Below are 18726 nucleotides of genomic sequence, written 5' to 3'. Positions count from 1 at the left end.
CCCGGCCACGTTGGCGGCCCCCAGCCGGGCCGCGCCGGCCGCCATGGCCAGCAGTGCGGCCCCGCCAACGCCGCCGGCCCCATCGCCGGCCGCGGCAGTGTCCACGCCGGCAGACGGCAACGCGCTGTTGCTTCCGGTACAGGGCGTCACCGCCGCCCAGCTGCAGGACACCTTCACCGACGCCCGCAGCGAAGGCCGCGTGCACGATGCCATCGACATCCTGGCGCCGGCCGGCACCCCGGTGCTGGCGGTGGCCGATGGCACGATCGAGAAGCTGTTCAACAGCGATCGCGGCGGCCTCACGGTGTACCAGTTCGAGCCCGGCGGGCGGTATTGCTACTACTACGCCCACCTTGAGCGCTATGCCGATGGCCTGGCCGAGAAGCAGACCGTCACCCGTGGCCAGGTCATCGGCTACGTCGGCAGCACCGGCAATGCCAGCCCGGAGGCCCCGCACCTGCATTTCGAGATCCATACCCTGGGCCCGGAAAAGCAATGGTGGAAGGGCGCCTCGCTGAATCCCTACCCGGTGCTGCGCGGCGAGCAGCGGCTGCCCTGAGCCCGTCCGGGGGTGCGCCGGCCCGCTTGAACAGCCGCCGATGGCCGGCCCGCCCCGAAGATGCGAAAATCCCTCCCCCTTTCAGGCCGGCGCATTGGCGCCGGCCGCATACCCGAGATTCCGTGAAGACCCCCCAAGGCTTGCAGGCGCTGATCGACGACGGCGTGATCGATGAAGTGTTGCGCCCGCTCAAGAGCGGCAAGGAAGCGGCCGTGTACGTGGTCCGCAGCGGTGACGACGTGCGCTGTGCCAAGGTCTACAAGGACATGGCGCAACGCAGCTTCCAGCAGCGCGTGCAGTACCAGGAAGGCCGCAAGGTACGCGGCAGCCGTGAAGCGCGTGCGGTGGGCAAGGCCAGCAAGTACGGTCGCAAGCAGCAGGAAACGGCCTGGAAGAACACCGAAGTGGACGCGCTGTACCAGCTGCGCGACGCCGGCGTGCGCGTGCCCGAGCCGCATGGCTACTACCACGGCGTGCTGGTCATGGAGCTGGTAACCGACGCCGACGGCTTCTCCGCCGCGCGCCTGGGCGAAGTGGAGCTGGAGGCCGACCAGGCCCGCGCGTTCCACCAGACCCTGGTCCGCCAGGTGGTGCGCATGCTGTGCTGCGGGCTGATCCACGGCGATCTGTCGCCGTACAACGTGCTGGTCGGCCCGGACGGCCCGGTGGTGATCGATTTCCCGCAGGTGGTCAGCGCCGGCGGCAACAACGCCGCCCGCAGCATGCTGCTGCGTGACGTCAACAACCTCACGGCCTACCTCGGGCGTTTCGCGCCGGAGCTGCTGGACAGCTGGTATGGCGAGGAAATGTGGGCGTTGTTCGAAGCCGGCGACCTGCTGCCCGACAGCCCGCTCACCGGCACCTTCGTGCACGACGAAACCACGATCGACCTGGACAGCGTGCGCCACGCCATCAACGATGCGCGCGAAGAAGCACTGATCCGCCAGCAGGGTCGCGAGGCGGCGGAAGAAGACGAGGATTGATCGCGCCGCGGGTAGAGCCACCCCATGGGTGGCTGCCCGTCGTTCGGGCACCGTGCGCAGCCGACCACCGGTCGGCTCTACCGGCGATGGATTGATGCGTTCAGCCACCCATGGGGTGGCTCTACCTTCGGTGCGTTGATGCGCGCAGCCGACCAACGGTCGGCTCTACCCCAGGGTCAGGCGTGCAGCGCCTTGGCGTGGTGCGCGATGTGGTCGCCGATGAACGTGCTGATGAAGTAGTAGCTGTGGTCGTAGCCGGGCTGCAGGCGCAGCTGCAGCGGGTGGCCGGCGGCGGTGCAGGCGGCCTGCAGCCATTGCGGCTGCAGCTGGGTGTCCAGGAATTCGTCGCCACCGCCTTGGTCCACCAGCAGCGGCAGCTTTTCTTCGGCGGTGGCCACCAGTTCGCTGGCGTCCCAGGCCGACCAGCCACTACGGTCTTCGCCCAGGTACGCGGTGAACGCCTTCTGGCCCCACGGCACGCGGGTGGGCGCCACGATCGGCGAGAATGCCGACACGCTGCGGTAGCGGCCGGGGTTCTTCAGCGCGATCACCAGGGCGCCGTGGCCGCCCATCGAATGCCCGCTGATGCTGCGCGCATCGCTTGCCGGCAGGTGGGCTTCCACCAGCGCCGGCAGTTCGTCCACGATGTAGTCGTACATGCGGTAGTGCGCGGCCCACGGCTGCTCGGTGGCGTTGAGGTAAAAACCTGCGCCCTTGCCCAGGTCGTAGCCGTCGGCGTCGGCAACGTCGTCCCCGCGCGGGCTCGTGTCCGGCGCCACCAGGATCACCCCGTGCTCGGCCGCGTAGCGTTGCGCGCCCGCCTTGGTGATGAAGTTCTGCTCGGTGCAGGTCAGCCCGCTCAGCCAGTACAGCACCGGCAGTTTCTGCGTAGCCGCCTGCGGCGGCAGGTACACCGCCACCTTCATGTCACAGCCCAGCACCTGCGAGCGGTGCTGGTACACGTCCTGCCAACCGCCGAAGGCGGCGCGATGTTCGATGCGTTCCATGGGAGTTCCTTCAGGGGCGGTTGCGCGCAGGCGCGCCGCCGGTGTTGATGTCGTGGTCCAGCTGCGCCAGCAGGTGCAGCAGGGGCTGGCACTCGTCCTGGCCATCCAGGTTGCGCACCGCCGCCACCGATACCTGGCTCTGCGGCGGCCATTGCCCGTCACGGCGCGCTTCCTGCAGGCGCGGCAAAAACACCTGCACCAGCCAATGCTCGAACGGCATCTCATCGATGCCGAACGGCGAATCGACGTGGCGCGGCGCGCCCACCGGCCCCTGCAGCCAGCCCAGATCGCGCAGGGCCTGCTCGATCTGGTCGACCAGCGCGTCACGTGCCGTCAGCGCGGGGGCGGTGCGTCGCATCCAGAAGTCGGTCAGGCCCATGTGCGGCTCAGTAATGCACCACCGAGCGGATCGACTTGCCTTCGTGCATCAGCTCGAAGGCCTCGTTGATCTGCTCCAGGTCCATGGTGTGGGTGACGAACGGCGCCAGTTCGATGTCGCCCTTCATGGCGTCTTCGACCATGCCCGGCAGCTGGCTGCGGCCCTTCACGCCGCCGAACGCGGTGCCCTTCCACGAGCGGCCGGTGACCAGTTGGAACGGACGGGTCGAGATTTCCTGGCCCGAGCCGGCCACGCCGATGATCACCGACTGGCCCCAGCCACGGTGCGCGCATTCCAGCGCCGCACGCATCACGTTGACGTTGCCGATGCACTCGAAGGTGTGGTCCACGCCCCAGGTGGTCATCTCCACGATCACCTGCTGGATCGGCGTGTCGAAGTCCTTCGGGTTGATGCAGTCGGTGGCACCGAACTGCCTGGCCAGGTCGAACTTGGACGGGTTGGTGTCGATGGCGAAGATGCGCCCGGCCTTGGCCTGGCGTGCACCCTGGATCACCGCCAGGCCGATGCCGCCCAGCCCGAACACGGCCACCGAATCGCCTTCCTGCACCTTGGCGGTGTTGTGCACCGCGCCGATGCCGGTGGTGACGCCGCAGCCCAGCAGGCACACGTGTTCCGGGTTCGCCTCGGGGTTGATCCTGGCCAGCGAGACCTCGGCCACCACGGTGTACTCGCTGAAGGTGGAGCAGCCCATGTAGTGGTAGATCGGCTCGCCGTTGTAGCTGAAGCGGGTGGTGCCATCGGGCATCACGCCCTTGCCCTGGGTGGCGCGCACGGCCACGCACAGGTTGGTCTTGCCCGAGGTACAGAACAGGCACTCACCGCACTCGGCGGTATACAGCGGAATGACGTGGTCGCCCGGGGCGACGCTGGTGACGCCCTCGCCCACTTCCACCACGATGCCGGCGCCTTCATGGCCCAGCACCGCCGGGAACAGGCCTTCCGGATCATCGCCGGACAGGGTGAACGCATCGGTATGGCAGACACCGGTATGGGTGATCTTGACCAGCACTTCGCCCTTCTTCGGCGGGGCGACGTCGATCTCGACGATCTTCAACGGCTGGCCGGGACCAAACGCAACAGCGGCACGGGATTTCATCGAAAACTCTCCAAGGCAAGGAACAAGACAGGTGCGCGCGGGTGCCCGCGCGCTTATTTCAGGTAGGAACGGATCAGCGCGCTCATGTCGCGCACACGCTCGGCGCGCTGCGCATCGGACTGCGCCGGCTGGCCGAATTCTTCACGCAGGTGGGCTTCCATCACTTCGGACATCAGCCCGTTGACCGCACCGCGGATCGCCGCGATCTGCTGCAGCACCGGCGCGCAGTCGGCCCCGCCCTCCAGCGCCCGGTCCAGCGCATCGCACTGGCCGCGGATGCGGCGCACGCGGGCCAGGACCTTCTTCTTTTCTTCGGGGGAGTGGGGCACGGGCGAACGACCAGAGAACTATACTGGGGGATAGTATACACAACCAGACTCTGCCGTCAGCGCGCGGTTGCCTTGGCGCAGGGCATCGGCTAGAACGGGGCTCCCCCTCGTGAACCACCCGCATGGACCGCCACGCATTCTGGACCCTCATCGAGCAGGCCCGGCAGGACGCCCCGTCGCCCGGCGCGATGACCGCCCTGCTGACCCGCCGGCTGGCCACGCAGGACGCCGAGGCGATCCTGCGCTGGTGCGGGTACTTCGACCTTTACCATGCACTCTCGTACAAGAGCCGGTTGTGGGCCGCGGCGTACATCATCACCGACGGCTGCAGCGACGACGGCTTCGACTACTTTCGCGGCTGGCTGATCGGGCAGGGTCAGGCATGTTTCCTCGCCGCCCTGCGCGACCCCGACTCCCTGGCCACCCATCCGCTGGACGCCACGCCGGCCGAGGGTGAAGGCATGCTCGTGGTGGGCGCCAATGCCTGGTTCCAGCGCATGTGCATGGCGCCGGACCACGCGGCCCTCGCCAAGGCGATGCTTGCGCACGCGCCCAGTGCCGCCGACCACGCCGCGCTTGTGGCGACCCTCCACTACGCAGCGGATATCGATGCGCCGTGGGACGACGTCGATGGCGACGTGGAGGCACTGGTGCCGCAGTTGGCGGCGCGGTTCGGCTGAGCCGGAAGAACGCCCTACCCTTCGCTGTCGTCCTCGATAGCGGGCGTGCCGTGCAGCCAGTCCAGCACGTCCCGGTGCAGCTCAAGCGCCTGCGCCTCGGTGGGCGTACTCCACAGGCTATGCCGCATGCCGGCCACCTCCACGTAGCGGAAGGGAACGCCTGCCCCCTGCATCGCCGCGGCCAGCTGCCGCGCCGATGCCACCGGCACCGAGCCATCGCGCTCACCGTGCACCACCAGCAACGGGGCACGCAGATCACGCAGGATGTTGGCCTCCACCGCGTCCAGGCGATTGGCCCAGACGGCGAATGTATTGGCCTCGCCCATCCAGTCCTTGCCCGGCACCGGCTCGGCGCGAATCGCGTCCATCCTGGCGCGCAGTTCCTGGCGGCACGTCGTTGGCGCGCCGTTGGCTGCGCACACCATGTCCTGCATCGACTCGGCCATCGGCAGCCCGCCGCCGAACCCGATGAGTGCCACCGCCCTGGTCTGCGGCGCGTATGCGGCCAGCTGCGCACCGATCCGGCCGCCATCGGAGAATCCCCAGATCCACAGCTCGCCGTTCCACCAGGGCGCATGGCGGTGCAGGTACTGCAGCGCGCGCAGGTGATCGATGACACGTTGATCGAGGGTGTAGTGCTGGCGGAAGGCATCGCTGCAGCGGAAGTCCGGCCCGATGTCGATGCCGCCGCCGGCATTGCGCGGCGGATCGACGGGGCCGGGCTTTTCCACCACGGCCAAGGCGAAAGGATGTCTACCGTCTACCTGTTGCTGCAGCCAGCCCACGCTGTCGTTGAGCGCGGACGGAATGCACAGCGAACCGTCGATGAAGACCAGCAACGGGATCTTCCCCACCGCTGCGGGCCGGTGCAGCTGCACGTCGATAGGCGTGCCGTCCACGCGGGATACGGTCAGGTGCTCCTGCAGCGGCAACGCACTTGCCGCGCTCATGCACAGCAGGCCGAACAGCGTTCCGGTGATGCGATGAATCACGTTGATCATGCTGCGTCCATTGTCAGAGGTCATTCCGCAGCGAAGGACAATGCACGCCGCGCGCGCAGCGGGGAATCCGTGCGCGAGGCATCGGGCGGAAACAGGCTGATGTAGCCGGCGGCGATGGCGCGGTCGCGCAGGCGCGTGCCCACGCCCTCGGCGGCGATGATGTCCACGTGGGTGACGCGGCCCTGCGGGTCCACGTCCATCTGCCATTCCACCCGCCCTACCCATTCCGCTGGCGGTATGTCCGCATCGTAGTTGGGGCGGCCGTAGACATAGGCGATGGCGGGGTCGCGCATGTACGGGGAATCGTCAAGCCGGCGATCCACCCGCACGGTGGCACTGGCATGGCGTCCATCGCCCAGCCAGGTATCCACCGTCCATTGCCCGGGCGCGCCATCGTGGCCCAGCGGCGCGGGAAAACACTGCTTGCGGCCGCGATAGTCGGCGTGGGTGCTGCGGGATACCTCCGTGCCGGCTGCATCGCGGATCGCCAGGGTCAGGCCCTGCACATCGGTATCGTCCGCATTCGCCGCGACGCACACCTGGTGCACGGGTCCACCTTCAAGGACGAACTGCCGCGTCTGCTGCCGGGCCAGTGCGCCTGCCGGTGTCCTGGCCCACAGGAATTCAATGTAGATGGGCTCGCTGCCTGCAGCCTCACCGGCCTGCGCAGCCGGGGCCCCCAGCAGCAGCGCCAGCAGCCCGCGCCCCGCCGTGCTCATCACTGCGTGTATCCCGTGCATTGCCATTCCCGTCCATGGTGGGTGCCACCGATGATGGCCTGCGCTGCGTGGCACTGGCAACCGAGGTGGACGTGCGCCCGGCTCAGTCGAACGCGCCCGCGTCGGCCAGCCGCGTCAGTTCATCCACCACGTAACGCACCTTCGGCCGCAGGTGGCGGGTCTGCGGCCACAACGCGTGGATCTCCACGTGATGCTGCATGCACTGCCCCAGCACCTGCTGCAGCGCGCCCGTCTGCAGGTGCTGTTTGACCAGGAAGTGCGGCATCTGGCAGATGCCCAGCCCGGCCAGGGCGGCTTCGATCACCGCGTCGCCATCGTTGAGCTGGTGGGTGCCACTGGGGATGAAGCGCGCCTGCGCATCATCCTCGCCGATCCGCCACGCCACCGGCTGGCCGTAGCGGTAGCCGACGATGCTGCGGTGGGCATGCAGGTCGTCGACAGTGACGGGGGTGCCGTGCTTGTCCAGGTAGTCCGGCGCTGCGCAGGTGATCAGTCGCTGGCAGCCCAGCCGTCGCGCCACCAGATGCTGGGCCTGGTCCAGCCCGCCAAAGCGGATCAACAGATCGATGCCTTCTTCGACCGGGTCCACGAAGTGGTCGGTGAAGGTCATGGTGAGCTGCAGTTCGGGGTGGTCGGCACAGATGCGCAGCAGCACCGGCAGGATCATCAACCGGCCGAACGAAGACGGCATGTCGATGCGCAGGCGCCCGGCAGGCAGATGCGAGGCCGACCCCAGGCAGGCCTCGGCCGAGGCGATCTCTTCCAGCGCGGCGGCGCAGGAGGCGAAGTACGCTTGGCCATCGGCGGTGAGCGAGATGCGCCGCGTGGTGCGATGGAACAGCCGCACGCCCAACCGCTCTTCCAGCCGCGCGATCGCCTTGCCGACCGCCGAGCGCGAGATCCCCAGGGTCTCGGCCGCTTCGGTGAAGGTGCCCGAGCGCGCCGTGGTGACGAAGGTGACCAGCCCGTTCAACGATTCCACAGGCAGCATGGCCGCGCTCCATTGGGGACACAATGTCCCGCTTGCGGGGAAATTGAAGTTCTTTATGCACCTCCAGGTCAACCCTATCTTGAAGGGGTCGCGCCGCTGGCGCCTTCCTCCCCACGAGTTCCCCCTCATGACCGCCCTGCTCTTCCAGCCTTACGACCTCGCCGGTACCCCTCTGCGCAACCGCATCGCGATGGCGCCGATGACCCGCGCGCGCAACCCCGGCAGCGTGGCCAACGCGCTCACCGCGCAGTACTACCGACAACGCGCCAGCGCCGGGCTGATCATCAGCGAAGGCACCCCGGTGTCGGCCCAGGGCCAGGGCTACATCGACGTGCCGGGCATGTGGTCGGCCGAGCAGGTGGAAGGTTGGAAGCAGGTCACTGCGGCCGTGCACGACGAGCACGGCGCGATCTTCGCCCAGCTCTGGCACGTGGGCCGCATGTCGCACGCCTCGCTGCAGCCTGACGGCGGCCAGCCGGTCAGCGCAGGCACCCGCCCGGTGGCGAGCAACCCGAAGAACACCGCGTTCGTGTACAACGAAGACGGCAGCCGGGGGCACGCCGATCCGACCCCGCCGCGCGCGCTGCGCACCGACGAACTGCCCGGCATCGTGGACGACTTCGCGCGCGCCGCCGACAACGCGATCGCCGCGGGTTTCGACGGCATTGAACTGCATGCGGCCAACGGCTACCTGTTCGAGCAGTTCCTCAACCCGGTCACCAATGACCGCACCGACGGGTACGGCGGCACGCTGCAGAACCGCGCGCGCCTGATCCTGGAGACCGTCGATGCGATGGCCGCGCGGATCGGGTCGCACCACGTGGGCGTGCGGCTGGCGCCGAACAACCTGCAGTTCGACATGCCCGAGTACGTCGGCAACGAAGCGGCCTACCTGTACCTGGCACAGGAACTGGGCAAGCGCGGGCTGGCCTACGTGCACCTCAACGACAACCATGCGCGCGGTGTGTCGGTGCTGAGCGAGGCGTTCCTGCGCACCTTCAAGCAGAGCTACGGTGGCACCCTGATCCTGGCCGGTAGCCTCACCCGCGAGCGCGCGCTGCGGTTGGTGGACGAGGGCATCATCGACCTGGCCGCGTTCGGCCAGCCATTCATCGCCAACCCGGATCTGGTGGCGCGGCTGGAGAACGACGTGGCATTGGCGGTGCCGGATCGGGCCACGTATTACGGCGGTGGGACAGAGGGGTATACCGATTACCCGGTTGCCCGCTGATCATGGGGCCGGCGCGGGCGTGGTGATTCCGTGCGGGCAGCCACCCATGGGGTGGCTCTACCTGTGCCCGGCCGGCGGTAGAGCCACGCCATGCGTGGCTGATTTTTCGATGCGCGTGCTGCGGGCAGCCACCCATGGGGTGGCTCTACCTGTGCCCCGCCGACGGTAGAGCCACGCCATGCGTGGCTGATTTTTCGATGTGCGCGCTGCGGCAGCCACCCATGGGGTGGCTCTACCGCCCGCCGCGGGCGGTTATCGCAGCAGCAGGCCGCGCCATGGGTTGGGTACGTCGCCCATCAGGGCCACCACCGCCTGGTCCAGTTGCCCGGCGGCCGCCAGGGTCGCCACCGGATGCGCGCGCAGGTGCGGGGGCAACGTTGGCGGCACCCGTCCGGCGTCCAGCGCCAGCAGATGGTCGGCCAGCTGGCGGAAGTCGGTGTCGCTGAGTGTGGCGGCAGACGCAGGCATGGCTGCCGTCATGCCTGCACGTAGGGAATGCGCTCGTTGATGCGCTCGAACCCGATCACCTCGCGGATCAGCGCATCGGCCTGGTCTTCGTGCAGTGCGCCGTCGGCGATGGCGTCGGTTTGCCCGAACCACGTTTCCAATGCCTGCACCTGGTCGGCGCGCAGCCACGCGCGGTGCGTGTCCAGCCAGCGCTGCAGGTTGTTGGCCAGCGCGCTGTCGTCCAGCAGCGACTCCTCCAGGTCCAGCACCGATTCCACCATCTTGCGGAACAGGAAGTCCTGGTAGTTCGCGGCCAGCAGGTCGGCGCGGTCGTCGTCGTGCCAGACCAGCAGCACCGGCGGCTCGTCAAAGCCCGGTGCGTTGGTCCAGAAGCAGTACACATCGCCGGCCCCGGTTTCGGCGAACGGCAGCAGCTGCATGTTCGCCCGCAGGGGGTTGTAGTGGTCGGCCGCGGTCAGGTCCGACCACGCCTCGTGCAGCCGCTCGCGCGGGATCGGCTCGTAATCGTACGCATACAGCAGCACCGGCGGTGCGGCCTGCAGGCTTGGGAACACGACCTTGAACCAGTCCGGGTGCGGGCCGCCAAAGCCCAGCCGGCCTTCGGCGTCCAGCTGCCGGTAGAGCGGCGGAAAGGCCTGGCCGGTGGCCTGTTCGATATCGGAAAGCGTGTGCATGCGGAATCCATGAAGCTGAAGAAGGGCGCGCTCAGCGCGCGTTGTAACGATAGACCACGCTGGACGAAGAAGGGCGTGCAATCGACTGCCCGGACACCGCGACCACCGGCAGTGCATACCTGCCATCGCGCATCACGCCGGCATTCTCGAAGCGCGCATGGAACGCTGCCTGCTCGGCGGGCACGTCGATGTCGTGGTAGCGCACCGGCACGTTGGCGGCCTGCAGGTCCCCCAGCATGCGCCGGGTGAAGCCGCAGCCGTCGCGCCCGTACACGTCCACGGCCCGGCCTTGCGCGGCGGCGCCCGCAGCAGCAAGCGGCGCCACCGCCTGTTGCTGGCCGGCGCGGTGCTTGAAGAAAAGGTTCTTGAGGTGCAGCACGCCCCCGAGCGTACCCATGATCAACAACAACACGACAATGCGATTCATCGACAGTCCTTGTCGGCAGTTCCCCTGCCCGCAGCGACGCTAGCATGCGGCGCGGGCGTGGCTCAATGCGTGCGCCTGCGCGGCTAGGCGGTGGTGTCGCGCACCATGTCCACGAACGCGCGCAGCGCCGACGACATCTGCCGTTGCCGCGGGTAATACAGCACGAAGCCGGGGAACGGTTCGCTCCAGTCTTCCAGCACCGCCACCAGGCGGCCATCGTCCAGGAACGGGCGCGCGGAGTCTTCCAGCACGTAGGCCAGGCCAAGGCCGTCGATCACGGCCTGCAGGATGGTGTGCTGGTCGCCGAGGGTCAGCCGCCCGGGTACGTCCACGTCCAGTTCCTGGCCGTCGCGTTCGAACTGCCACTTGTACAGATGGCCACTGGCGTAGCGGAAGCGCACGCACTCATGCTGCGCCAGGTCGTGGGGATGCATGGGAATCCCGCGACGCTGCACATAGGACGGCGCGCCCACGATCAGGCCGCGAAGCGGCGGGCCCAGCGGCACCGCCACCATGTCTTCAGGCACCGACTCGTGCAGGCGCACGCCGGCATCGAAGCCCTTGGCGACGATATCCACCAGCCCATCGTCCTGCGCCAGTTCAATGCGCACATCCGGATGGGCCTGCAGGAACCGCGCCAGACGCGGGCCCAGCTGGGTCTGCACGGCGGCGCGGGTGGCATTGATGCGCAGCAGCCCGGCGGGCGCGGCACGGAAGTGGTTCATTTCCTCCAGCGCGTCATGCACCTGGTGCAGGGCAGGCTGCAGCCGTTCGAGCAGGCGCTGGCCGGCCTCGGTGAGCGCCACGCTGCGGGTGGTGCGATGGAACAGCCCCACCCCCAGCCGCTCTTCCAGCGCGCGGATCGCATAGCTCACCGCCGAGGTGGACAGGGCCAGCTCGGCACCGGCCTTGCGGAAGCTGCGGTGGCGCGCGACGGCGGCGAAGGCGGCCAGATGGGTCAGGTTGTCAGTGGCCATGATTATCCCGTTTCACTTGATGAATCATGCCGATATCCTGACTGTATGTGCACGGGAACGGGGCGTATTGTAAAGCGCCTTTCTACAAAACCCGCCAAGGATCTCCCATGTCCCTCGCCCATGGTTACGCCGTCCACGACCAGACCGCCCCGCTGGTGCCGTTCTCCTTCGAGCGCCGCCCGGTCGCCGCTGGCGACGTCCGCATCCAGATTCTGTACAGCGGCATCTGCCACTCCGACCTGCACCAGGCCCGCGACGACTGGGGCAACTCGAAGTTCCCGATGGTGCCGGGCCACGAGATCATCGGCCGGGTGACCGAAGTCGGCGCCGGTGTCACCGCCTTCAAGGTCGGCGACTTCGCCGGCGTCGGCTGCATGGTCGACTCGTGCCGCCATTGCGCGGCCTGTGACGAATCGCTGGAGCAGTACTGCGAGAAGGGCGCCACCTTCACCTACAACAGCACCGAACGCGACACCGGCCAGCCCACCTTCGGCGGTTACTCGGACCACATCGTGGTCGAGCAGCGCTTCGTGGTGAAGGTTTCCGACACGCTGGACCTCAAGGCCGCCGCGCCGCTGCTGTGCGCCGGCATCACCACCTACTCGCCGCTGCGCCATTGGAAGGTGGGCCCCGGCCAGAAGGTCGGCATCATCGGCCTGGGTGGCCTGGGCCACATGGGCGTGAAGTTCGCCAAGGCGATGGGCGCCACCGTGGTGATGATCACCACCACGCCGGAAAAGGGTGCCGACGCCAAGCGCCTGGGCGCCGATGAAGTGCTGGTCTCGCGCGATCCGGCGCAGATGCAGGCCCACGCCGGCAGCTTCGACTTCCTGCTCAACACCATCCCGGTGAGCCACGACACCAACCCGTACATGGGCCTGCTCAAGCGCGACGCCACCATGTGCCTGGTCGGCGTGCTGACCGAGCTGGACCCGCCGCTGATGGGCGCTGCAATGATGTTCGGCCGCAAGCACATCACCGGTTCGGCAATCGGCGGCATGGCCGAAACCCAGGAAATGATGGACTTCTGTGCCGAACACAACATCGTCAGCGACGTGGAAGTGATCGACATCAAGACCGTCAACGAAGCCTGGGAGCGCATGGCGAAGAACGACGTGCGCTACCGCTTCGTGATCGACATGGCCACGCTGGAAAAGGCGGCCTGATCCTTCTGCAGGTTCAAATGAAACCTCCCGGAGACACCGCAATACTGTTCGCCTGAGAGGAGCAGTCTTGCCGTCGAACGGATGATGGGACTTGGAGATCTTCACCGTCCTCGGCGTAGTTGGCCGAGGACGGTGGCCCAGGAACGCCCCCCTCTCCGATCGGAGCTGTGACACTAGCTGCCGGTTGCCGAGATGCGATCTTGCCATTGTCATCTTCCACCGACGCGTCGCGACTGGCATCGCAACTGCTATCTGGCCCGGCTTGCCTGGCGCTTGGCCCTTCTCGCTTGATCCAACCCGTCATGTCACCTTTGGCCTCGCTGAATCAGTTCAGCCACAGGCCTCTCATTGCTGTGCTATCAATGGCACGCGTTGCTTCAAGGCTCTTTCAGGGATTGGAAGGATGCACAGATTCGGTGAAAGTGCGAGCAGCACGTTTACTCGTTGCAGGGACGTGGAGAGTGTCTTTCGGAAGCTGAGTGTCGTGGGCGCATGGCTCTGCTGCGTGCTGCTGGTCGGCATGACCCTTGTGCCACCTGCACGTGCTCAGACCGTCACCTATATCCATACCGATGCACTCGGTTCGGTCGTTGCTGAATCTGATGCCAATGGCAACGTGATCAAGCGCTATGACTACGAGCCCTACGGTGCTGTGGTGGGCGGACAGGTCACGGATGGACCGGGATATACGGGGCATGTGAGTGATGCGGCCACGGGGCTGAGCTACATGCAGCAGCGGTATATGGATCCGCAGTTGGGCGTCTTCCTGTCGGTGGACCCGGTGACGGCGTATGACCAGCCGGTGGGGCAGTTCAATCGATACCGATATGCGAACGGCAACCCATATCGCTTTACTGACCCAGATGGGCGTCAAGCCTTGGGAGCACCAAGGGATTTCTACAATCCTGTAACAGCTGAGCAAGCCCAGCAGATTCTCCCTGTCGTTGCCGACTTCACGCCGGTCCTCGGGGACGTCAAAGGTATCGTTGAGGCAGTCCAAGCTCCAACACCTGCGAACATTGCTGGGGCGGCAATGGGCTTGATCCCATTTGCCGGTGATGCCGGAAAAGCAGTGTTGAAGCACGGTGACGAAGCCGCGCAACTAGGACGGAAAGTCGCAAGTGAGCAGAAGGCTTCTGGAACCATCTATGTCGATTCCAAGGGAAACGCGATCCCGACACCTCCAGGCGGAAAAATTGAAGGATCTCCAGATGGCCGCTTCGTTCAGGCGAAAGGCCCCGACGGGCAGCCTACTGGCGTGCGTATTGATGGAGGACATAAGCCATCAACCCATCCCGATCCCCGAGCGCAGCAGCCGCATGGCCATGTGCCAGGTGTAACCAATGCCGACGGAACCCCTTGGCTTCCCATAAAACAATGACAGAGGAGTGCGTGGAACATGGATAACGAGGCAGGACTCATCCAGATGACGAGGCTTGTTAAAGAATTTGCACTCGGCGCTGTCAACGCCCAGAGCTTCATCGACACGTACTCTAATTTTTATTACTACGAGGCGTTGGACGGCCACGAGGATTCAAGTGCGATACATGCAGGAGATAGAGTTCGGCTGGGTCCGGCTATCGAGTTGCATCGCCGAATTCAGGAGGAAGTTGTGAACAGAATTTCGTTTGATCCGGAGTTTTCAGCTGAAGCATTGAAGACGGCAGGGCGACTGACGGCCGCTGAAGCGCGGGCGCTCGCGCTTGAGATCTGTGCAGACGTCGGAATTGAAGCCGTCTTGTCGGCGGTAAGGCCTGCGTGACTGGATGGCTGGGCCTGACGGCAGCATCATGATCTGGAACTGACACGCTACCTGCCGTGGTGCCACGCGCAGGGTGTGCCGTTCTCCCGTAACGCTTCGGGCGGACGCTGCCCTCCCCTGAGTTCGTAACGATCAGGTGGCGTCGAGAATCCCCGGCCCTGGTCGCAAGGTGTCACTTGAAAAAACGTCGCTCACCCGGACCGGGAGAACGCCGTTCTTCCAAGGTGTTTTTGCGATCAGTACGCGAATTCCTTGAACACCGGATCGATGTTGCCGCCCCACTCGCCGTGGAACAGCGCCAGCTTGCGGTCGGCCGGGGTCAGCCCGGAATCGACGATCTCCTGCAGCACTTCCAGGAATTTGCTTTCGTCCTGGCCATCGGCGTTGCGCGCGGCGCGGCGCTTGAGGCCGGCCACGGCGATCTTCAGCGCCTCGCGCGACAGGTCCAGCACGGTGCCGTTGCGGAACGGCAGCTTCAACCCATGCTTCGGCACGCCGTCGCGCAGGACGTTGCGCTCGACCAGGCTGAAATCACGCACCAGGTCCCAGGCCGCATCCAGTGCGGCATCGTCGTACAGCAGGCCCACCCAGAACGCCGGCAAGGCACACAGGCGGCTCCACGGGCCGGCATCGGCACCGCGCATTTCCAGGTACTTCTTCAGGCGCACTTCGGGGAAGGCGGTGGTCATGTGGTCCGACCAGTCGCGCAGCGTGGGCAGCTGGCCCGGTAGCACCGGCAGCTTGCCGACCATGAAATCGCGGAAGCTCTGGCCGCTGGCATCGTTGTACTTGCCATCGCGGTAGGAGAAGTACATCGGCACGTCGAGCAGGTAGTCGACGTAACGCTCGTAGCCGAAGCCGTCTTCGAACACGAAGTCGAGCATGCCGGTGCGGTCGTTGTCGGTGTCGGTCCAGATGTGCGAGCGGTAGCTCTGGTAGCCGTTCGGCGCGCCTTCGGTGAAGGGCGAATCGGCGAACAGCGCGGTGGCGATCGGCTGCAGCGCCAGCGACACGCGGAACTTCTTCACCATGTCCGCTTCGGTGGCGTAGTCCAGGTTGACCTGCACCGTGCAGGTGCGGGTCATCATGTCCAGGCCCAGCGTGCCGACCTTGGGCATGTACTCGCGCATGATCTTGTAGCGCCCCTTGGGCATCCACGGCATCTCGTCGCGGGTCCACTTGGGCTGGAAGCCCATGCCCAGGAAGCCCAGCTGCAGTTCGCCAGCCACCTGCGCCACTTCATTGAGGTGGGTGCCGGTTTCCACGCAGGTCTGGTGGATGGTTTCCACCGCCGCGCCGGACAGTTCCAGCTGGCCGGCCGGTTCCAGCGTCACCGAGGCGTTGTCGCGCAGCAGCGCGATGGTGCGGCCGTCTTCCTGCACCGGATCCCAGCCGAAGCGGGTCAGGCCGTTGAGCAGGGCTTCGATGCCGCGGTCGCCGTCGAAGGTGGGCGGGCGCAGGTCGTCCAGGCGGAAGCCGAACTTCTCGTGTTCGGTGCCGATGCGCCACTGCGCCTTGGGCTTTTCGCCGGAGGCCAACGTGGCGACCAGTTCATTTCGGTCGGTGATCGGCGTCTCGGCGACGTGGCTGGGGCTCGACAAGGGGAGGCTCGCAGGATTCTGGTCAGGGCGGGGATGTGGGGTTGCAGCCCCCGCATCGCAAGGGCGCACTATATCGTGGCGTCCCCCACCGTCGCGTCACCGTGACGGTTTTCAGCATCCTATGAAAATGGGCTTGACCGGGCCGCAGCGCCGTTGCGACGCATTTCGCCCCGCGCGGCGGGCGCGCCCTACACTGCCCCGATGAGCCGATCCAGACACCCCGAAGTACATCGCTCCGACCGCGTGGGCTGGCTGCGTGCCGCCGTGCTGGGCGCCAATGACGGCATCGTCTCGGTGGCCGGGCTGGTGGTCGGCATTGCCGCCAGCGGTGCCAGTGCCACCACGATACTGGCCACCGGCATCGCCGGCACCGTGGCCGGGGCCATGTCGATGGCGGCCGGCGAGTATGTGTCGGTACAGTCGCAGGTCGATACCGAGCATGCCGACCTGGCGGTGGAGAAACGCGAGCTGCATGAAGACCCGCACAGCGAGCTGGAGGAACTGGCGGCCATTTACCGGCATCGCGGCCTGACCCCCGACCTGGCCCACCAGGTGGCGGTGCAGTTGACCGCCCACGATGCCCTGGCCGCGCATGCGCGCGACGAGCTGGGCATCACCGAGGAACTGCGCGCACGCCCGCTGCAGGCCGCGATGGCCTCGGCCGGTGCCTTCATCTGCGGCGCGGCGCTGCCGGTGCTGACCGCGCTGCTGGCCCCGCACGTGTACGTTGCACAGGTCACCACCGCCGCCACCCTGGTCGGCCTCGGCCTGACCGGCGCGATGGCCGCGCGTGCCGGGGGCGCACCGCCGCTGCGCGGCGCGGTGCGGGTGATGTTCTGGGGCGCATTGGCGATGGCGGCCGCAGCACTGATCGGCCAGTTGTTCGATACTGCGCACTGATGAACGCCCTCCTCCACCCGGCCTCGCTGCTGGACGACATGGCCAGCCTGGCCACCTGCGCGCGCGCCGACGGCTACGCCTGCGTCACCGCGCGCCGCGAACATGGCGCCTCGTCGGTGGACATCCCGCAGCCGCAGTTCGCGATCCTGCTGCAGGGGCGCAAGCAGGTGACCTGTGGCACGCAGTCGCTCACGTTCATGCCCGGTGACCTTTTCCTGATTACCCGGCGCTGCCGCATCGACGTGGTCAACATTCCCGATCCGCACAGCGGCGTGTACCTCAGCGCGATCGTGCCGCTGTGCAGCGAGGCGCTGGCGGCCGCGCGCGTGCTCTGGAAAGAACCGCTGCCCGAGGCCGGCGACGCGCTGGCGCGGTTGTCGCTGGACGACCACGGCGACACCTTGCGGCAATGGCGCCAGGCGCTGGAACACGCGCGCTACACCGAGGCCCGGCTCGCGCTGGCCGCGCTGGTGCTGGCGTTCTGCCGGCGCGGCCACGGCAGCCTGCTGGTGCCTCCCGAGCCGAGCCTGGGCGAGCGCATCCGTGACCTGATCGCCGCACAACCCGAACGCGACTGGCAATCGCGCGACTTCGAAGCGCAGCTGGGGCTGAGCGGTGCGACGCTGCGGCGCCGGCTGGCCAGCGAGCAGGCCAGCGTGCGCGCGCTGATCGCCGATGCACGCCTGGCGCACGCGATGAACCTGCTGTACACCACGCAGCTGCCGCTGAAGACCGTGGCCGCGCGCGTGGGCTACCGCTCGCTGGGCAGCTTCAACAAGCGCTTCGCCGCGCGCTACGGGCTGGAGCCGGGGGCAATCGGCAACAGTTGAGCCGGCGAGCGGATCACGGCGCATTCTGAGCAGTACGCGGCGTCGTCCGCGCGCAGCATGGGGACACCGCGGCACCGCCGCCTTGCGTAGACCCTGCCATGCGCCTTCCTCGCGTTCGCTTCCTTGCCGCTGCCCTGTTGGTGGCCACGGCCACCAGCCCCGCCCTGGCCACCACCACGCACACGCCCTCGGCACAGGTGCCCGGCGTCTACCACCAGCAGATCGGCACGCTGCAGGTCACCGCGCTGTTCGACGGCACCGTGGCATTGGGCCGGCAGGAACTGACCGGGATCGATGCCGGTGCGGTGACCCGCCTGCTCGACCACCGGTATGTGCCCGAAGACGGCAAGGGCCTGCAGACCGCAGTCAACGCCTACCTGGTGCAGCGGGGCAACCACCTGACCCTGGTGGATACCGGCACCGCCACCTGCTTCGGGCCCGGCCTGGGCCAGGTGCTGGGCAACCTGCGCGCGGCCGGTTACGACCCGGCCGAGGTGGACGACGTGCTGCTCACCCATGCCCATCCGGACCACCTGTGCGGCCTGCTGGATACGCAGGACAAGGTCGCCTACCCCAACGCCACGGTCTGGTTGTCGGCCGCCGACGCGGCCTATTGGCTGGACCCGGCCAGCGAAGCCACCGCGCCGCAGGGCGTGCGCTTTGCCTTCGCGCTGGCGCGCAAGGCGGTGGCGCCCTACGAAGCCGCGCGTAAGCTGCGCCGTTTCAGCCCGGGCCAGGTGCTTCCGGCGGGGGTGACCGCGCTGGACAGCCATGGGCATACGCCGGGCCATGTGTCGTGGAAGCTGGACCCCGGCAACGGCCCGTCGCTACTGGTGTGGGGCGACATCGTGCATTTCCACGCGGTGCAGTTCGCCCAGCCCCAGGCGGCCTACGAGGCCGACAG

The 18726-nt window shown here is 67.2% G+C and carries 22 protein-coding genes; 10 read left to right on the top strand and 12 right to left on the bottom strand.

Annotated features, from left to right (window positions below; genetic code table 11):
• Both DBR34_RS11480 and DBR34_RS11475 read left to right on the top strand, forming a co-directional pair.
• Positions 1-559 (top strand): M23 family metallopeptidase (locus tag DBR34_RS11480; RefSeq protein WP_258223832.1); only part of this gene is annotated, 559 nt, incomplete at its 5' end.
• 122 nt (positions 560-681) lie between these two features.
• Positions 682-1542 carry a PA4780 family RIO1-like protein kinase gene (locus tag DBR34_RS11475; RefSeq protein WP_128096891.1) on the top strand — a complete coding sequence of 287 codons (861 nt, stop codon included), beginning with the start codon at positions 682-684 and terminating at the stop codon, positions 1540-1542.
• A gap of 176 nt (positions 1543-1718) precedes the next feature.
• On the opposite strand, the gene fghA is transcribed toward DBR34_RS11475, so the two are convergent.
• The 4 genes from fghA to frmR are packed head-to-tail and all read right to left on the bottom strand — an operon-like array spanning position 1719 to position 4374.
• Positions 1719-2549, bottom strand: coding sequence for an S-formylglutathione hydrolase (gene fghA, locus DBR34_RS11470; RefSeq protein ID WP_128096890.1), 831 nt, complete (start codon positions 2547-2549; stop codon positions 1719-1721).
• A gap of 10 nt (positions 2550-2559) precedes the next feature.
• The gene (locus DBR34_RS11465; RefSeq protein WP_258223831.1) at positions 2560-2928 is read right to left on the bottom strand and encodes a YqcC family protein; all 369 of its coding nucleotides are present in this window, start codon (positions 2926-2928) and stop codon (positions 2560-2562) included.
• Positions 2929-2935: 7 nt separating this feature from the next.
• Positions 2936-4045 (bottom strand): S-(hydroxymethyl)glutathione dehydrogenase/class III alcohol dehydrogenase, encoded by a 1110-nt coding sequence (locus DBR34_RS11460; protein WP_128096889.1) that lies wholly within the window; start codon positions 4043-4045, stop codon positions 2936-2938.
• 53 nt (positions 4046-4098) lie between these two features.
• On the bottom strand, positions 4099-4374 hold the full coding sequence (frmR, locus tag DBR34_RS11455) for a formaldehyde-responsive transcriptional repressor FrmR (protein WP_128096888.1): 276 nt from the start codon (positions 4372-4374) through the stop codon (positions 4099-4101).
• 122 nt (positions 4375-4496) lie between these two features.
• Between frmR and DBR34_RS11450 the strand changes: the two genes are divergently transcribed.
• Entirely contained in the window at positions 4497-5054 is a 558-nt protein-coding gene (locus DBR34_RS11450) for a DUF4240 domain-containing protein (RefSeq protein WP_128096887.1), read from the top strand.
• 14 nt (positions 5055-5068) lie between these two features.
• Here the strand turns inward: DBR34_RS11450 and DBR34_RS11445 are convergent, their stop codons facing one another.
• The 3 genes from DBR34_RS11445 to DBR34_RS11435 form a co-directional block, all read right to left on the bottom strand.
• Positions 5069-6055 carry a prolyl oligopeptidase family serine peptidase gene (locus DBR34_RS11445; protein WP_181393980.1) on the bottom strand — a complete coding sequence of 329 codons (987 nt, stop codon included), beginning with the start codon at positions 6053-6055 and terminating at the stop codon, positions 5069-5071.
• A gap of 20 nt (positions 6056-6075) precedes the next feature.
• Positions 6076-6795, bottom strand: coding sequence for a hypothetical protein (locus DBR34_RS22755; RefSeq protein WP_258223830.1), 720 nt, complete (start codon positions 6793-6795; stop codon positions 6076-6078).
• Between the two features lie 82 nt (positions 6796-6877).
• The gene (locus DBR34_RS11435; protein ID WP_128096885.1) at positions 6878-7786 is read right to left on the bottom strand and encodes a LysR family transcriptional regulator; all 909 of its coding nucleotides are present in this window, start codon (positions 7784-7786) and stop codon (positions 6878-6880) included.
• Positions 7787-7913: 127 nt separating this feature from the next.
• On the opposite strand from DBR34_RS11435, the gene DBR34_RS11430 reads away from it, so the two are divergent.
• The gene (locus DBR34_RS11430; RefSeq protein WP_128096884.1) at positions 7914-9017 is read left to right on the top strand and encodes an alkene reductase; all 1104 of its coding nucleotides are present in this window, start codon (positions 7914-7916) and stop codon (positions 9015-9017) included.
• A 252-nt stretch (positions 9018-9269) separates the two neighbouring features.
• Here DBR34_RS11430 and DBR34_RS11425 read toward each other — a convergent pair whose 3' ends face one another.
• From DBR34_RS11425 to DBR34_RS11410, 4 genes are all read right to left on the bottom strand, one after another.
• Complete coding sequence (locus tag DBR34_RS11425; protein WP_128096883.1) at positions 9270-9485, bottom strand: hypothetical protein; 216 nt, start codon at positions 9483-9485, stop codon at positions 9270-9272.
• Positions 9486-9493: 8 nt separating this feature from the next.
• Positions 9494-10159, bottom strand: a complete 666-nt coding sequence (locus tag DBR34_RS11420) for an SMI1/KNR4 family protein (RefSeq protein WP_128096882.1) — start codon at positions 10157-10159, stop codon at positions 9494-9496.
• A 31-nt stretch (positions 10160-10190) separates the two neighbouring features.
• The gene (locus DBR34_RS11415; protein ID WP_128096881.1) at positions 10191-10586 is read right to left on the bottom strand and encodes a hypothetical protein; all 396 of its coding nucleotides are present in this window, start codon (positions 10584-10586) and stop codon (positions 10191-10193) included.
• Positions 10587-10669: 83 nt separating this feature from the next.
• Positions 10670-11563 carry a LysR family transcriptional regulator gene (locus DBR34_RS11410; RefSeq protein ID WP_128096880.1) on the bottom strand — a complete coding sequence of 298 codons (894 nt, stop codon included), beginning with the start codon at positions 11561-11563 and terminating at the stop codon, positions 10670-10672.
• 107 nt (positions 11564-11670) lie between these two features.
• On the opposite strand from DBR34_RS11410, the gene DBR34_RS11405 reads away from it, so the two are divergent.
• The 3 genes from DBR34_RS11405 to DBR34_RS11395 all read left to right on the top strand — a co-directional run bounded on the left by DBR34_RS11405 (position 11671) and on the right by DBR34_RS11395 (position 14491).
• Positions 11671-12729: an NAD(P)-dependent alcohol dehydrogenase gene (locus DBR34_RS11405; protein WP_128096879.1), complete on the top strand. Its 1059-nt coding sequence runs from the start codon at positions 11671-11673 to the stop codon at positions 12727-12729.
• 403 nt (positions 12730-13132) lie between these two features.
• Positions 13133-14110, top strand: a complete 978-nt coding sequence (locus tag DBR34_RS11400) for an RHS repeat-associated core domain-containing protein (RefSeq protein WP_128096878.1) — start codon at positions 13133-13135, stop codon at positions 14108-14110.
• A gap of 18 nt (positions 14111-14128) precedes the next feature.
• Positions 14129-14491: a hypothetical protein gene (locus DBR34_RS11395; RefSeq protein WP_128096877.1), complete on the top strand. Its 363-nt coding sequence runs from the start codon at positions 14129-14131 to the stop codon at positions 14489-14491.
• A 236-nt stretch (positions 14492-14727) separates the two neighbouring features.
• Here DBR34_RS11395 and DBR34_RS11390 read toward each other — a convergent pair whose 3' ends face one another.
• Positions 14728-16092: a glutamate--cysteine ligase gene (locus tag DBR34_RS11390; RefSeq protein WP_128096876.1), complete on the bottom strand. Its 1365-nt coding sequence runs from the start codon at positions 16090-16092 to the stop codon at positions 14728-14730.
• Positions 16093-16293: 201 nt separating this feature from the next.
• Here DBR34_RS11390 and DBR34_RS11385 point away from each other — a divergent pair, with 201 nt between their 5' ends.
• From DBR34_RS11385 to DBR34_RS11375, 3 genes are all read left to right on the top strand, one after another.
• On the top strand, positions 16294-16992 hold the full coding sequence (locus tag DBR34_RS11385) for a VIT family protein (protein ID WP_128096875.1): 699 nt from the start codon (positions 16294-16296) through the stop codon (positions 16990-16992).
• The gene (locus tag DBR34_RS11380) at positions 16992-17822 is read left to right on the top strand and encodes a helix-turn-helix transcriptional regulator (protein ID WP_128096874.1); all 831 of its coding nucleotides are present in this window, start codon (positions 16992-16994) and stop codon (positions 17820-17822) included. Before DBR34_RS11385 ends, DBR34_RS11380 begins: the two co-directional genes overlap by 1 nt.
• 98 nt (positions 17823-17920) lie before the next feature.
• Positions 17921-18726, top strand: an 806-nt coding sequence (locus DBR34_RS11375) for an MBL fold metallo-hydrolase (protein WP_146186827.1), incomplete at its 3' end; no start/stop codon positions are given.

The organism is Stenotrophomonas sp. HMWF003 (genome assembly GCF_003061285.1).
In the GTDB taxonomy this organism is placed as follows: domain Bacteria; phylum Pseudomonadota; class Gammaproteobacteria; order Xanthomonadales; family Xanthomonadaceae; genus Stenotrophomonas; species Stenotrophomonas maltophilia_AP.
The sequence above is the reverse complement of the archived record's forward strand: the minus strand, read 5'-3'. Positions and strand labels throughout refer to the sequence as shown.